Source organism: Mucilaginibacter sp. P1_A3 (assembly GCF_056406855.1).
In genome coordinates this window covers 296,024-312,437 of sequence record NZ_JBFTZJ010000001.1, presented here as the reverse complement: position 1 = coordinate 312,437, position 16,414 = coordinate 296,024, and the positions used below count along the sequence as shown (strand labels likewise).

General features: G+C 37.6%; 9 protein-coding genes. 5 read left to right on the top strand and 4 right to left on the bottom strand.

All coding sequences use genetic code 11. The features are described 5' to 3' along the window. Positions 1-24: 24 nt before the first annotated feature. From AC1D0K_RS01335 to AC1D0K_RS01320, 4 genes are all read right to left on the bottom strand, one after another. Positions 25-2,283 (bottom strand): T9SS type B sorting domain-containing protein, encoded by a 2,259-nt coding sequence (locus AC1D0K_RS01335; RefSeq protein WP_477462980.1) that lies wholly within the window; start codon positions 2,281-2,283, stop codon positions 25-27. A 91-nt stretch (positions 2,284-2,374) separates the two neighbouring features. Further along, positions 2,375-2,770, bottom strand: coding sequence for a response regulator (locus AC1D0K_RS01330; RefSeq protein ID WP_295718857.1), 396 nt, complete (start codon positions 2,768-2,770; stop codon positions 2,375-2,377). 161 nt (positions 2,771-2,931) lie between these two features. Then, the gene (locus AC1D0K_RS01325; protein WP_295718854.1) at positions 2,932-3,327 is read right to left on the bottom strand and encodes a hypothetical protein; all 396 of its coding nucleotides are present in this window, start codon (positions 3,325-3,327) and stop codon (positions 2,932-2,934) included. A gap of 75 nt (positions 3,328-3,402) precedes the next feature. Then, entirely contained in the window at positions 3,403-3,939 is a 537-nt protein-coding gene (locus tag AC1D0K_RS01320; protein WP_295718852.1) for a UpxY family transcription antiterminator, read from the bottom strand. 503 nt (positions 3,940-4,442) lie between these two features. Between AC1D0K_RS01320 and AC1D0K_RS01315 the strand changes: the two genes are divergently transcribed. The 5 genes from AC1D0K_RS01315 to AC1D0K_RS01295 all read left to right on the top strand — a co-directional run bounded on the left by AC1D0K_RS01315 (position 4,443) and on the right by AC1D0K_RS01295 (position 16,392). Next, positions 4,443-5,213 (top strand): hypothetical protein, encoded by a 771-nt coding sequence (locus tag AC1D0K_RS01315; RefSeq protein ID WP_477399367.1) that lies wholly within the window; start codon positions 4,443-4,445, stop codon positions 5,211-5,213. Positions 5,214-5,284: 71 nt separating this feature from the next. After that, positions 5,285-9,736, top strand: a complete 4,452-nt coding sequence (locus AC1D0K_RS01310; RefSeq protein WP_477462979.1) for a PQQ-dependent sugar dehydrogenase — start codon at positions 5,285-5,287, stop codon at positions 9,734-9,736. A gap of 228 nt (positions 9,737-9,964) precedes the next feature. Then, positions 9,965-12,766: a PQQ-dependent sugar dehydrogenase gene (locus AC1D0K_RS01305; RefSeq protein ID WP_477398031.1), complete on the top strand. Its 2,802-nt coding sequence runs from the start codon at positions 9,965-9,967 to the stop codon at positions 12,764-12,766. 481 nt (positions 12,767-13,247) lie between these two features. Then, positions 13,248-14,060 carry a polysaccharide biosynthesis/export family protein gene (locus AC1D0K_RS01300; RefSeq protein ID WP_477398033.1) on the top strand — a complete coding sequence of 271 codons (813 nt, stop codon included), beginning with the start codon at positions 13,248-13,250 and terminating at the stop codon, positions 14,058-14,060. 40 nt (positions 14,061-14,100) lie between these two features. Further along, on the top strand, positions 14,101-16,392 hold the full coding sequence (locus tag AC1D0K_RS01295; protein ID WP_477398035.1) for a GumC family protein: 2,292 nt from the start codon (positions 14,101-14,103) through the stop codon (positions 16,390-16,392). Positions 16,393-16,414: the final 22 nt, after the last annotated feature.

The window sequence follows — 16,414 nt, the reverse complement described above, 5'->3', positions numbered from 1 at the left end:
AATATAAGCTGGCACCCAATTTAGCTACAGAATAATTGTTACATATCCGCTTAAATTTACTTTGTCTGCAGTTAAAATGTAATAATAAACTCCTGATTGTAACTGTTTACCATTATAGAGGCCATCCCAGGTTGAGCTTTTTGAATTCACTATCATTTCTCCGTATCTGTTATAAACTTTGACCCGGAATTTGGAGTCGTACTCGAATCCTTTAATTGTCCATTTGTCATTAACGCCATCTCCATTGGGAGTGAAAGCCGTAGGTATAAAAATGGAACTTTTGACAAAAACTTTAACCGGTGCCGACACAACCATACAGCGCCCGCTTGTTGTAATGCGCCTGTAATACATGTTCACGGCGCTTTTTGGAGGTTGGAAATCTACCTCTGTAGCATTAGGTATAGGTTTCCAGTTTAAGTTGTCGGTTGACTCATCCCATGTAAATTTATATTCATTACTGCCTCCTGATGGATACCCTCCTTTTATAAGCGCAGGCGAATCATCCGGCAAGATAACCTGGTCTTTACCAAGGAGATTATAATTGACAATCTCAGGTTCAATATCAATGGTAACTTCGTGGGAAATGCTTGTACAGGAGCCGCTTGAAACCAATCGCCTGTACCGTTGATTTCCAGGAAGGCCGTTTGGAAAATAATCGGGGGAGGTATTATTAGTTATATTGCTACTCCAGGTTCTGCCATTGTCTGTAGATACTTGCCATTGATATTCAAACTGGCCATTTCCACCTTTTAAGGCTTCAGTAGCTAATATTTTCAACGGAGTGTCTCCAAAACAAAGAATTTGATCAGTACCTATTGTATTGTTTTCTATAAGAGGCAAAATGTTCACGATTATTTCCGCAACATCGCTTTCGCATCCTGTTGGGTTTGTTTGCGACACATAATAGGTAATTGCTTGTGCAATGTTGGTAGGGGGAGAAGGTGCCTGGCTATATTTATTTTTTAATGTTGCGTCGGTGTACCATGTAAGAATATTACCGTTTGCAGGGGTAGCTGTTAAAGGCGCTGCGCCAGTATTTAAACAAATATTAATGTGCGAAGTAACTACCGGTTTTTGGGGCAAATCCATTACGAAAATGGGACCAGTATCAATGGATACCTTACCACATGGATTTGAAGCTTCGATGACTACGGTATAAGCATTATGGAATGTGCCCTGGCTGGTAACTGCCGTTTGATTTTGAGAACTATTTTCAAAAGTGTGCATAATCGTGTCAACAGCTTTTGAATAGTTTTTAACAACGCCATCGCCATAGGTAACTTTATAACTTGTTGCAGCCGGTGTTAGATTTTTAATATTTATAACCATTGGTTGATGAACGCACACTTTATCAGCCTGTTTTTCAACTGATATTTGTGGACTGATGCCAACATACACATAGTATGTTTGCGTATTTACGCAGCCTTTAAGGCCCGTAACACTAAAAAACATTGTGTAAAAGCCCGGCAAAAAAGTATGTGTAACACTTTGAAATGTTTTACTTATAAAATCTGTCGATTTATCGCCCCAGGCAATTCGATAGCTGAGGTTTGATGTGCCGGATTTATTTATAAACTTAAATGATGAAGGGGTTGTTGTACAGCTAACAAAATAAGAAGCTCCGTTATAAAAAGTCAACCCATTGGCGCTTAAACTTGTGCTTGGCGTTTGGTTTAGTTTTATTGATGTTTCTGCAACACTTGTTGTACATCCTGCTTCATTTGTTACCGTTAATTTCACTGGGTATACCTGTGTTCCATTGCCATGGTTCCCGATAAATAAGTGGCTTGGATTTTCCAGATTTGAAGTGTTGCTTTTTTGAGAATTGGGGTCGCCAAAATCCCAGGTATATTTCAAATTTGTACCCGTTGAAGTAGAGGTGAACCGGATAGGTGAGGTTGCACATTTCCCGTCAGCAGAATGAGTGAAACTTGCCACCGGGGTATCACTTTTTATTATATCAACTTTTGGGAAAACTACAGTCTTGCCCCCAAATGTCGCGGTAGCACTATATGAGCCAACTGATGTTGCAGTATAAGTAGGTAGGTTGGCGGCTTGAATAGTGACCCCGTTTAAAAACCACACTATTTGGGCATTACTTTGATCTGTGGATAGCGTTAATTGAACGCTTCCTCCGGGGCATAGCATCTTAGAAGGGGTGCATAAAATTTCATCCGGATTGTTATATGAAATTATTATTCTCTTCTTTGCCGACAAATATTTTACATTAAAAAAAAACAATATCAACAGAAAAAGAGTCTTAATATAAATATATTTAGACATATCATTCGTTTTTGAAAAAACTCGGTATTTAATAATTGGTCATTCTGCTTATATCGGCTACATTCACATCTTCATTTGCAGAGAGAGGGGGTCAGAGGGCCTGAGATGAAAAAATTTGCTGAATAATATGCTGAGTTATAGGTTTAACGAAATAAGATTTAACAAAGGGAAACTTTTTGCAGAAGTTTCTATCACTGTTACTAATAGATGATGTTAGTATAAAAATGTCTACATGTTTGATGAGTTGATTTTCAACTAACGTGAAACTTTTCAAAAAATCCCCTCCGCTAAAATGAGGCATATTTAAGTCTAACAAGATTAAATCGGGCAAGGCAACTATATCCTGGCTGTGTTCTTTCAAAAAATCCAGCGCTAAGCGAGCATCAACGCTATGTAAAATTTCTAACGGTCGGGCATACTTATTAAGCATTCTATCTGCAATAAAATGCTCCAGTGGATTATCATCTATCAAAAAAACTTTAGCCATTGTCTTAATTAAATACTCGAAATTTTCAATAAGTAGAACGCGGATTTAAAACCAAGCCGAGTAATTCTGTACATGATCAATTATTCACTTAAATTATTAATCATGCACAGCTTACCTCATAAACAAAAATTGTGGGCTCTTTTTTGATGCTGTTTTCTTGTTTAACCATCTAATCCTAATTTTTTGCGTTCTAAGTATTCGCTTATATGGGGATGGGTTAATTTCAGTTGATTATATTGCTCAAGTAATTCTATATACCGATTTTTCCACACATGATGTGTTATTGTATCTTTTAAAATCAGGTCGTCAGGATTTGGCTCCTGATAATTATAAATCTCCTGGAAATCTTTTTTAGTAAATAAATCTGGAAATTCGACTGAAAAATCGTGTTTTAATAAAAGACCTAAACTGAAAATAATTTCAGTTTTCAAGTATTTTTGGTTAAACCAATTATATACTGACCTTCGATTGACGTGAGCAAGATGAGCGATTTCACTTATGCTATAGCCTTTTTTTCTAATCACCGCCTCTACGGTTTGTCCATAATGTTTGTCCATGGTATTTTCCTTTAATGCCAGGTTAATAAGTAATTAAAATGTTTTCCTCTTTTGCAATTCCGCATACAGCATTAATTATACGAAGCTCAGCGTTGTTTCATCAGTATTGATAACTAAGGCGCAATTGAGTTCTTTCATTAACATTACAACGGATTTTCCTTGAATTTTAAGTACTTCACCCTGCCAGTCTAATAGTACACCATCTTGTATTTTTATCGTGTCGCCAACCCTAATCCGGGGAAGGCCTACCGCTTCAACGTTATCATAACTTTCAACAAGTGTCTTTATGCGTTCAATCTCTGTGTTGTTAATTGATGCAGGCTTGCCACAGTGATGAACAAAGTTCACAACTCCCATTGTTTGCCTAACCTTGAGCAGATCCTTTGGATTTGCCTTAACAAATAGGTAAGATTTAAACAAGGGTAGCTCGACAGTTTTAATTCTGTCGACCCAGCGGTGTTTCGTTTTGATAGTTGGACAGAACGAATTGATGTTCTGCATTTTGAGGAGCTTATCAACTTTCTTTTCCCATCTGGATTTGGTGTAAACTACATTCCATCTGGAATTGTTGAAATCACTGATTTCTTTTTCTGTTTGTGTAAAATGTGCCATAAATTTATATTTGAGAGTTATGTTTTTGCGTTTGGATCACTTCTATTTTTACATATTCCTGCTTTTTTGCGAGTTAAATAATTAATTGAATGTTATGACAATAGATACTGGTTGTAATATTTTCCCTATTGAAATTATTTTCAATTTAAAGATAATCCCCTTGATTAAATTGGTGTTTAGGATTATGTATATCGTTTTGTGAAATTTTGATTACCTATGAGAAATTTTTTCTTAAAGAAGTTAAAGTTGAATGATCTCCTTTAATTTTTCAGAATCTTTAAAATTATGGTGTTAAAAAAAATAGAATATGATTTAATTCATATTGGCAGCTTTTGCTCGGTATTTCTCGTAATTACACACAAAACGCCGGATGTTATTTTAATAAATAGATAATACTTTATTATTGTATGAATTTTAACATCTATCATTTAGAGACGGGGCTGATAGTTTATGATCATGTAAGCGAAAGAGCTTCGCTATAATTAATATTTATATCGCAAAGCATGCGCACCATGCAATTTATCCGCCTGACGGATCTTGATGATCCAATTATTGATAAGATATGTAATGTGCTTAAAAATGCATATAGCAACGCATTGTCAGTTTTTTTTATATACAGGGATCCTAACTATAAACGCTACTTGTGTGGGATGATTGAGCGTCCAGATGTGTATGTTTTTTATGTATGTGATTATTTGTCAAATGATCTTACGGGCTTTGTTCTTTTAGAAGTGGAAAAAAACGTTGTTTATCTACGCAACATCATTGTCAATCATCATTTTTCACATTATAATATTGGCTCCCGGATTTTTTACCGAGCACTGAATATTATAAAGAATGAAAGGAATGACGTTGATATGTTGTATTTGGATGCATTTACAAAAAACAGCGGAGTTATAAAATGGTACCTCAGCATTGGTATGGAGATTAACATGTATTTATATTGGTATGATATAACCGATTTATTTGAGACATCAACCATAGATACTGATGATATAGATAGGTATTTCAGCACACAATTTGTAGTTGATGTAAATGGCTTTAAAAAAGTAGTTTTTAACAACCAGGAAATTGGAACGTTAATTCAGGAAAAGTATTTAGTTGTAAAAACGCTCTTGACCAAGGATATATTGAATTGTATTAAATACTGCTTTTTTTCTGTACCTCTTTTGTCTGTTTGTTTGATGAGCAATGAAGTATTAAATCTTAAGTTAATTGAAAAATCAGCCCAATTGGTAGTTAACCTAAAAACATTGGAAATTAAAGATTATTAGCCAAATACAACACGTCGGGATAGTAATAGAAAGTAATTGAAGTTCTATTTGTTTAATTTATATCAAAAGCCATGAAAAGATGTATTTTATTTTTGCTATTGAATATAATATTACAGAGCACAGTTGTTTTAGCAAACAACATCACTATTGATTCTACAGCCAATACTTGTCCTCCTTATAGTACCTTACCCTGCTCTGCTATTCAGGTTTCTTTGCCATATTCTTTGTCTTTTAACGCTGGTGTTACAGGCACTTTAGTCGATAAAGCTAATATTGGTACCGGTTTTACCATGGCACTGCCATATTCCGGCACACGTTTGGCCGTTGATGGCGTTCCATCAGTAGCTGATGCTCCCGGATATGAGCCTTCAAAAATCAGCGTAACACAGGGCCGGTTGATTTTTGTAACAAACAAGGGCATTGACTTTTTGACTAACAATAATCAATTAAATATTTTAGGGGTAAAGGTGTTACAAAGTGGGAAAATTAATATAGAGGTTTCCATTGTCAATCCAATAAACGCGGCACAATCACAACAAGCCGGAATTTGGTTTGGTTTAAATGACCATACATTTATTAAGCTGGATATAAGCGGAAATAAAGTGGAGCTTAGAAGAGAGTTTAACGATTTAAGCAGTAGCGTTATAGGCGCCGGTAATCCCGATCAAAGGATAACACCGGTTATAGTAAACCTAAATACTAATACAGTAAGATTGAGATTAACAATAGATTCTGCAACGCAAACTGCGGAAGGTTTTTATTCCACAGACGGCGGAAGCACTTATTTGAGTACCGGCGCTGCCTATCCAAATTCAAACATAAAGATTAACGGCATGGGCGTAACCGGAGCTGCAACTTATGCAGCTATATACGCTACGCATCGTAACGCCGCAAGCCCTGTTACCTACACTTTTGATGACTTTAGTGTAAAAAAAGATGTTCCGATAGTTCCTTCGGCTACCTTAAAATTCTCAGCAGACAGCCTGTCTTATACTTTTTATAAAGGAGGAGCACTTAAATCCCAATCAGTTGTTTTATCATCTGGTATGGGATCACCAGCGGTTACATTCAGAGCAATAACTGCCCCATGGCTAACTGTACCTCCGGCTGTATTAGGCACCATTTCATTTGGTGGAGCTAATATCAGTTCTGATTTAGCGCCGGGAACTTATAAAGGGGCGCTTATAGCTAGCGCAACTAGCTATGAATCAGATACTCTTGGTTTTAGATTAATTGTTGTGGATGGTATATCGCTTAATTCAACGTATGTGAATTTTCAAAATGCAGCAACAATACCTCCCAATAACTGGGTTCGGGATTTTGGGCAGGCGTATGCTTTTAGAACCGCACCTTACCAATTATCTGGCCTGCAGTACGGTTGGCGAAGAAAGACAGATGCCACGCCATTTAATATAACATCAAATGGTTTTAACAGAAATGAGCCGGAAGATATCACACTTTCTACATTAATATACATTCAAGCTAACAACGTTAGCGGAACGTTTCCTGGCTCAAAAACGCAATGCTATTGGGAAATTAAGGTGCCAAACGGAACTTATGATGTAAATGTATCGGCCGGCGATGGCGTAGGAGATGGCAATCCTGAAAGTGATAATTTAAAAGTAGAGGGTGTGAGTGCCATAACAGGTTTTGTGCCAAGTGGGCTACCCGGCTCATCAACCAGATTTAAACAGGCTACCGTTAGGGTCCCGGTTACAGATGAACATATAACTATAACTGCCGACGGAGGCACAAATACTAAAATTAACTACGCCAGAATTACACCTGTAAGTATAGCGCCTTTTATAGGATGGTCCAACAATACCATAAATCTCCTGGTTATTAAAGGAAACAGTGGCCCCAACACAATCTCATTGCAGGCCGGCAATTCCGATAATAAGTCGCTTACCTATGCAATTGCAGCAACCTATAACACAGGTACCGGGGGGTGGCTAAGTTTTGCTTCATCACAACCTGGTGTTACGCCTGTAATTGTGCTTAACTACGCTACTGCTTATTCACTACCTGTGGGTGCTTATAGCGCGGCAGTTAAAGCATCAAGCGGTGGTTACTCAAGTTCATATACTAATATTTATTTACGGGTTGTTGACGGCAACGGCCCGTATGTGGTTTCATCTTCGCCAGCCAATGCCGCAACTAAAGTAAATCCAAGCACAGTAAGTGTTGCCGCCAATCATTTGTTTGTGCCTGCTGTAGCCGGGTTTAAAGGAGGGGTAGATAACAGTACAATCAGTTCAACTACAGTAAAATTATTCAAAGTTATAGATAATGTAGCCACCGAAGTAGCGGGCGTAGTACAAGGAACAGGCGGAGGAGATGCTATAAGCTTTTCGCCTAAAACGGCACTCGAAACAAATACAACTTACAGGTTTAGTATTACTAATGGTGTAAAATCATATAGTGGCGCGGCCTTTACTCCTTTCACATCAACATTTACTACCGATTCTGCAAATACTGATTTAACAATCAGTGTTTTAAATGCAAAATTTACTAAAAGCCTGGTGCAGGGCACCCAAAATAAAAAATATACCACTTTGCGTTTCGGTCCGGACGGCATGTTTTATGCTTTGCGACTCGATGGAGCAATTGAGCGCTATTCAGTTAACCATACCGATGGAACCTTAAGTAATCAACAAATTATTACCACTTTAAATACCAAATATGGCACAAGATCTGCAATTGGCTTAGTTTTTAGTCCTGCCTCAACTGCAAATAATCTTATTTGCTATGTTACCCATTGCTCACCCGGATTAATCAATTCACCGTTGTTTGATTGCAATATTTCCCAACTGAGTGGTAGCAATCTGGAAAATGAATTGCTTTTTATCACCAGGCTTCCGCGCTCAACACGTGATCACATGGCCAATAGCCTTCAATTTGGCCCAGATGGTGCAATGTATTTGTCGCAGGGTAGTAATAGTTCTGCTGGAGCGTATGATAGTGATTGGCAGCGTGATGAAAGCCTGCTCTCAGGAACAATCTTACGCATAGATATGGCGAGAATGAATACGGTCACCTTGCCTTTGAATGTTCAAACTTCGTCATCATTAAGTGTTATTAATGCCGCCCCGGCAAATTCAATACAGATGAGCGATGGTACTTACAACCCTTATAGCTCAAATTCACCGGTAACGATTTATGCTTCCGGCGTTAGAAATGCCTATGACTTACTTTGGCACAGTAACGGGCAATTATATATACCTACAAATGGTTCAGGAGGAGGCGGAAATTCGCCTGCCTCCGTTGCCGGTACCCGCAGGCCAAACGGGGATTTTTATAACGGACAGGTTGTACCTGCAACTACTGACGTACAGGTGCAATTTGATTGGTTGTTCAGGGTAAATCCATTAAAAAACGTTGGATATTTCGGTCATCCGAATCCTTTAAGAGGTCAGTATGTTGAAAACAGGGGTAACATAGATAACCCGCTTTATTCAACAAGCATTCTACCAGATGCAGATTACAGGGGCGCGGCTTATAATTTCGGCTTAAACCATTCGCCAAATGGAGTTCTTGAATATAAAAGCAACACATTTAACGGGGCTTTGAAAAATAAAATTTTGGTTTGCCGTTTCAGTGGCGGTGGAGATATAATGGTAATGGAACCCGGCTCACTTGTAAAGGTATCATCTATAAATTCGGCAGATGACAATGATCACATCTATGATATTGTTAAAGTTACACCCGGATCAGGAAATTACGGTTTAATTGGCATGTCGGGCTTTGCTAATCCAATTAATTTGGTTGAAGATACCCTGAATGGGAATTTATATGTAATTGAATATAATTGGAACGTAAATCCTAGCCTTGTTACACAAATTACACTATTAAAGGTAAACGATACCCCAACGGCTCCAGCTGGCCTTTTGAGTGTATTTTCAAGTCCGGCGCCTGATGTACAAGGGTTAATAGCCTATAAAAATTATGATATATCGGTTGCTAATAAGGGCGATGGAGATTTGAAAATAAAGGATATTAAGTTAAGCGGAAACGATGCGTCAAATTATAATATCGAAGGAATAGCTTTGCCTACAAAGGATAGCCTTTTAGTGATGAAGAAAAACACCACGCTAACGTTTACTGTTCGTGCGCCTATAAATACAGCTTTAGAAAAAGCTGTAAAGCTTAGGGTAACCAGCGTTGAAGATACTGTTAAAGAAGTTGACTTGTCATTACAACCACAGTCAATTTCAAATTCTTCATCAGATAGTGCAAACCTTAAAAAAAATAAAGCTGAAAGTACATTGAAAGTTTATCCTAACCCTAATGTTGGAGATTGGGCTCACGTTCAACTGGCAAACTACAGAAAGTTAGAGAAGGTAAATATTTCGTTATTTAATATCATGGGTGTTAAACTTAGATCAATGGACGTTACTACTGATTTACAGGGAAATTGTAACACCACAATACAATTACCCAAAGTATTAGGTACAGCCTATTTTATTGTAAGGGCTGTAAATGCTACCAGTTCTAAAGAAGCTAAACTTATAATCCAAAATTAAGTTGATAACCCTATCAGTTAACTATTTGATGGAAGTAAATTAATTACTTCCATCAAATAATTATACAGACTTTGCAGGAGTTTGCAAAAATCCGGTTCAATACTTCCCGATAATATTTTGACATTTTTTATTAAGCCAACAATTGTTTTGGTTTTAAATAAGTCAGCATTTTAAATCTATTCCTTTACCTTATTTATCCCCTTATTTATCATTAATTTTTATTACGGCATGAAAAAAGTATTCATTTTGTCAGCTGCTACCATGTTGCTTTTTGTAGGAATTATAATTGTCCCTAATTATCTTTTAAATAACACTTTTGGGCTTGTTCATTCTAAAAAAATCGCCCAACCCACAGATGTGCCGGTTATTGAATTTTCGCAACCTTTAATGGAAACATTAAAAATAAATTTCCAGGATTCTTCAGGCTCAGAACCGGTTGGCTGGGTTAAGGATTGCGGTTTTCCATTTGGTATTAAGCCTGGGATATTTGAAACCGGCAGTTTACAATATGGGTGGAAAAAAAGAGCGGATGGAACTCCGTTGAATTTAGTTAACAATGCCAGAAACAGGAATAACCCTGATGATGTTTTACTTGATGGCCTTATACATATGCAGGCTAATGATATCAGTTGGTATTACGGGCCGTTCAAGGGCACAAAAGAAGAAGGTTATTGGGAAATTAAAGTTTTAAATGGCTATTACGATGTTGTTGTAACTGCCGGTGATGGCTTGGTAGGGAAAGCTAAAGAAAAACATTGCATAAACGTAGAGGGGAAGAAAGCTATTACTGATTTTGTTCCATTTGGAAAGGAAGGCAGTTTCGGTCGTTTTAAAATAGCTAAAATAAGAGTACACGTGCTAGATGGTTTTCTGACAATTAATGCCGATGGTGGAGTTAACACAAAAATTAATAATATTCAAATCAGTCCGGCAAAGCTTGATCCCTATTTCTATATAAAGCCATCTAATCCAAATCTTTCGGTTACTAAACAAGACACAGGCAATCACTTACTGCATATAGAGTTAATTAGCCAGGCTAAAGGAATCAATTATGGTCTGCATATCGATTATCTGGACGACATTCCGAGATGGTTGCACTTAATTGCCAATAATAAATCAAGCGCTGATAATTTAAACTTCGATTATTCGGAAGCAAAAAAACTGCCACCCGGTATTTATACTATAAAATTAACTATAAGCGCTAAAGGTTATAGCACGCAACAGGTAGCTTATCAGTTACGAGTTGTTGATGCTTCAAAATCTTATGTTATTGCATCAAATCCCGTTAATGGGGCAACGTCTGTAAGTATCAACACTTCAAATATTGCGGCAAACAGCCTTTCTGTGCCCCAGGTAAATGGTTTTAAAGGAGGAATAGATAATAGCACAATTAATAACAACACGGTAAAACTTTTAAAGGAAGTTGAGGGCAAATATGTTAGTGTAAAAGGAGTAATGCAGGGTACGGGTGGTGGAGATGCGATAAGTTTTTCGCCAAGTGAACCTCTTGATCCAACAACGCATTACAAATTTGTAATTACAAATGGGGTAAGATCATATGCAGGAACATCCATAGAAAGATTTGAGAGCAATTTTTTTACCGGCACCATTCCCGTTGACTCGAGTAAGTTTTACAACGCCGATTTTACTAAAATACCGGTTCCCGGCACACAGAATAAAAATTATACGACGCTCACATTTGGACCGGATGGTAAATTTTACGCGTTAAGAATGGATGGAGTAATTGAACGATTTGAGGTTAATCATCAAACAGGTGCATTAAGCGGACTCAAAACAATAAATACCCTCAAAGCAAAATATGGCGAGCGCACTGCAATTGGTTTAACGTTTGATCCTTCCTCAACCTCGCAAACATTAATTGCCTGGGTAACTCATTGCTCTGGTAGCTTAACGAGTGCGCCACCGTTCGATGGAAATATCTCCCGTTTAACTGGATCTGATCTATCGGCGGAGGAGTTGATTGTGAGTAAGCTGCCACGGTCTACAAGAGATCATATGGTAAACGGATTGGCGTTTGGCCCTGATGGTGCTATATACATATGCCAGGGTAGCAACAGCTCGGCGGGCGCTTTTGATAAGGGATGGCAAAGAGAGGAAACCTTGCTTGCAGGAGCTATACTTAGATTGGATATTAAAAAATTGGCTAATCTGAAGCTTCCACTAAATGTAGAAACCAGCGACAACCAAAAGCTTATCAATCAGGCACCCCTAAATGATATTAAAACAGCAGATGGCAAGTATAACCCTTATAGCATCAAATCCCCTTTAACTATTTATGCATCGGGTATTCGCAATGCTTATGACCTGGTTTGGCATACTAACGGACAATTATATATTCCTGCTAATGGTTCCGGAGGCGGCGGTAATTCTCCGGCTTCGTTAAATGGAACCAGGAGGCCGGATGGGACAATTTATAACGGCCCTAATATACCTGCCACAAAATCTGTTCAGGTGCAGCATGACTGGCTGTTTAGAGTAGACCCCAATAGGGGAGTTGGATATTTTGGCCATCCTAACCCTTTAAGAGGAGAATATACGGTTAACAGGGGGTATCCGGATAATCCACTATATAGTAAAGATATACAACCGGATATCAATTACAGGGGCGCTGCTTTTGATTTTGGTTTAAATCACTCGCCTAACGGAGTAATTGAGTATAAAAGCAACGCCTTTGGCGGCGCTTTAAAAGGAAAATTACTTGTTTGCAGGTTTAGTGGAGGGGGAGATATCATTGTTCTCGAACCCGGATCGATGGTTAAAAATACGCGGTTGGCCATTGGTGCAAGTGATAAAGAGTATGATATAGTTAACAGTGCGCGCGGATCCGGTAATATGGGTTTGATAGGAATGTCTGGCTTTGCAAACCCTTTGGATCTTGTAGAAGATACGCAAACGGGTAATTTGTACGTAAGTGAATTTAATTGGAATAACAATCCCAATTTAATGTCTCAGATTACTTTACTTAAGGTTAATGAAAAATATTCAACTAATGCAAAAGCAAATAAGTAAGGATTAAAGGAATGTTTATGATTGTTGAACATTCACACTCATCTCCTCTAAATTGATTGATGTGAATAGATATTAACGCAGTAATTATCAGTTGCTGCAGATGTGCTTTATATATTGAATAATTACTCTAAATAAGAATAATTATTCAATATATAAAAATAAATAGGTGTGTATCCAGGGTGTTATGGGGTTTTATTAGCGTATTTTTCACCATTTCACATAATTACACAAAAAGCACTCATTCCCAAAATTTCATCTTTTATTAGTGATATATTTTTAATATTTGTTTGTGATTAAAATTTATCAAATCATAATATCCTTGATCACCCAAATATAGTCACTCTGTTAGTGAGAATGCGAAGCCCGTTAAGGCATACCAAATTCTTCAATCCTTGAACTTTCAAACCCTCCTGGTCATTTGATTTCCCTGTTCAGTTAACTGAAGAATACTACACACTCAAACAAACAACTCTTAATAATTATGAGCACAAAATCAAACGCTAAAACGTGGGTATATCTTTCGTTTATAGTATGCCTAATGGTATTAAACTCTTGCACCACATCAAAAAAGTTAAAGTACTTTCAAGATTTGCCTGAGAATACCCAGCTGAAAGAAATCGGTCAGTCGCAATTTACAGAACCCGTAATTCAGGCCGATGACATATTGTCAATTAATGTTAATACAACAGAGGCAGATGCGGGTCAAATTATTAATGCGCGCAATGGTGTTAATCTAACTGCAGGTATAAACAGCGCAACAGGATCTATCGGTGTTGGAGCAGGGTATTTAGTTGACAAAGATGGATTGGTTGAAATTCCGATTCTGGGCAAGGTTCATTTATCTGGATTGACCACTTCGGTAGCCAAAGAAGCAGTTAGAACGGCTGCAAAAAAATATTTTAAGGATCCGATTGTTGATGTACGGTTTTCAAATTTTAAAGTTACCGTTCTTGGCGAAGTTAACCACCCGGCCTCTTACTTTCTGCCTAATGAAAGGGTAACAGTACTTGATGCCATTGGCTATGCGGGTGATATGACCATATACGGAAAAAGAAACAACGTACTCATCATGAGGAAAAATACCGAAGGTAAAAACTTTGTGGTTACTGTTGATATGACAAAAAAGGACATTATTAACTCTCCATATTTTTATCTTAAACAAAACGACGTGGTTTATGTAGAGCCGCGCAGGGGCAGGCAAGATGCTAATACTGAGAATACAGTGCTAAAATATATCACTGTAGCTGCCACCGTTCTTACTGCCATTGTTTTACTACATCGTTATAGTCTTTAATTAACAGTTTAATTTTTACCTCACCTATAATAGCACAAACATGACAATTGAATTAGAGCCCCAAAAAAAGAATGGGTTTAAAAGTTTTAAAATAATGCTTTTAAATCACTGGAAATTATTTCTGCTCAGCATGATTGTATTTGTAGCATTGGGCTATGCATACTTAAAGATAGCGCCGCCGCAATATCTAATCAGTAGTGCACTTGTGGTAGAAGCTCAACCTACTCAGGCGGCACCGTCTTCAGCTTTTGGCGGTGGTATATCCACCATAAACAGCAATGAAAATTTAAAAAATGAAGGAGATGTGTTACGAACCCGCAATCTGATAGAAGAAACGGTTAAAACCCTGCATCTCAACGTAAAGCTATTTTCAGGATCAGGATTATTAGCCAAAGAGATTTATGATGAATCGCCTTTTGACGCAGCCACAGTTAATCAAAAGGTTGATACTATAAAGAAGAGAGCGTATGAAATTAACGTAATCAACAGAAATACTTTTCATATCTCCAACGCTGACGAAAATCTGGATGTAAACGGAACATTTGGCAAGCCATTAAAGTTGCAGCAATTTGATTTAATGCTGCAGCCAAGGGCAGGTGCATCTTTTTCCCAGGCAACTTATTCTGTACAAGTAACATCCGAAGATGAAGCCATTGGAACTTTGCTGAAAAGCTACGATGCCGAGTTTTCTGATAAAACAACTACAGCCGTAGATATAACCCTGTATTATCCGGTAGCGAAACGGGGCGAAATTATAGTTGATCATATTATGCGTCAATATTTGAAAGATAACATAGCCACCAAAAAAGCAAAGATTGATAGTATGCTTACCTTTATCAATAACCGTATTGCTATTGTTGGAAGTGAATTGGCCAGTATTGAAGGGAATTACGAACAGTATAAATCCAACCAGGGAATTGCAGATATAAATGAGCAATCTAAAGTTTTGGTTGGCAACGCAAATGATTATGATAATCAATATACTAATCAAAAGGTTCAGTTGTCGGTTATCTATCAGCTTGAAAAGTTTTTAAAAGACCCTGAAAACAAACAAAGCATACCTGGTTCACTAATAGTACAGGATGCGTCGTTCACTTCTGGTTTAAATGATTATAACGCCTTAATTCTGCAGAGGCAGAAAAAATTATTATCATATACCGATGCCAGCCCGTTGGTTGTCAATATTGATGAACAATTAGCAATAGCGCGCCAAAACCTTTTGCAAACTATAAAATATTACAGACAGTCGATAGAGCTTAAGACGGCCAGACTTGGCGATCAAACTAATTTGGCGAAGGGTAATTTAAAAGGTGTGCCTCAAAAACAACGTGCTTTAAATGATTACGGCAGGCAGCAGGAACTTAAACAACAATTGTACGTTTACTTATTACAAAAACGGGAAGAAACCGCACTCGCCAAAACTTCAAATATTCCAACATCTCATATAATAGATAATGCAAAAAGCTCTAAAGAGCCTGCAAAACCTCTTAAACCGGTTATTTATTTGCTTTCCGCTTTGTTAGGTTTCATCGTGCCTTTTGCCTATGTAAATAACAAAACTCAACAGCACATAATTATTAATTCAGAACAGGATATTCAAAATTACACAGATGTTTCTATTATCGGGAAAATAGGACACAGCAATATATCCAAGGGGGTGATGATTGAAAATTCAGCTAAATCAGCAGTTACCGAAAGTTTCAGAACGTTGAGAACTAAGATCCAGAATATATTAAACTCCGAGGATAATAAGATCATAATGGTCACCTCGAGTGTTAATGGGGAGGGGAAAACATTTATAAGTGCAAATCTCGCAAACATCTTAGCTAAGGCCGATAAAAAAGTACTGTTGATGGAGCTTGATCTTCGTAAACCAAAGTTATCAGAGATGTTTAATCATAGTAGTGAAGCCGCGGGCTACTCTGATTATTTGCAGGGCTCTGTGGATTTAGCAGATATTATTAAATCTACCGAATTAAGTGAAAACCTGTTCCTTATCTCTTCAGGCCCAGTGGTTGCCAATGCAAGCGAAATGCTGTTAAATAAGAAAACAAAAATGATGTTGGATATCCTAAAGGAAAAATTCGACTATATCATAATTGATAGTTCACCGCTCGGCTTGGTTTCAGATGCATTAATCCTGGAGAAATACGTGGATATGACGGTTTATATATGCAGGCATAATTACACCAATACCGAGCAAATTAATCTTGTAAACCAGTTACGCTCCAAAGATAACGTCGAAAATATGTACTTGGTTATTAACGATGTCGACTTTGCTAAAGCCGGTTACTTTGGCTATGGCTATGGGCTGGGCTACGGTAACGACTGATAAGCTATTAATGTAGCTCACA

Bases quoted from the DNA above. Each gene is read 5' to 3' on its own strand.
- AC1D0K_RS01330 (WP_295718857.1), bottom strand. From the start codon at position 2,770: ATGGCTAAAGTTTTTTTGATAGATGATAATCCACTGGAGCATTTTATT.
- AC1D0K_RS01335 (WP_477462980.1), bottom strand. From the start codon at position 2,283: ATGTCTAAATATATTTATATTAAGACTCTTTTTCTGTTGATATTGTTT.
- AC1D0K_RS01305 (WP_477398031.1), top strand. From the start codon at position 9,965: ATGAAAAAAGTATTCATTTTGTCAGCTGCTACCATGTTGCTTTTTGTA.
- AC1D0K_RS01320 (WP_295718852.1), bottom strand. From the start codon at position 3,939: ATGGCACATTTTACACAAACAGAAAAAGAAATCAGTGATTTCAACAAT.
- AC1D0K_RS01300 (WP_477398033.1), top strand. From the start codon at position 13,248: ATGAGCACAAAATCAAACGCTAAAACGTGGGTATATCTTTCGTTTATA.
- AC1D0K_RS01295 (WP_477398035.1), top strand. From the start codon at position 14,101: ATGACAATTGAATTAGAGCCCCAAAAAAAGAATGGGTTTAAAAGTTTT.
- AC1D0K_RS01310 (WP_477462979.1), top strand. From the start codon at position 5,285: ATGAAAAGATGTATTTTATTTTTGCTATTGAATATAATATTACAGAGC.
- AC1D0K_RS01315 (WP_477399367.1), top strand. From the start codon at position 4,443: ATGCGCACCATGCAATTTATCCGCCTGACGGATCTTGATGATCCAATT.
- AC1D0K_RS01325 (WP_295718854.1), bottom strand. From the start codon at position 3,327: ATGGACAAACATTATGGACAAACCGTAGAGGCGGTGATTAGAAAAAAA.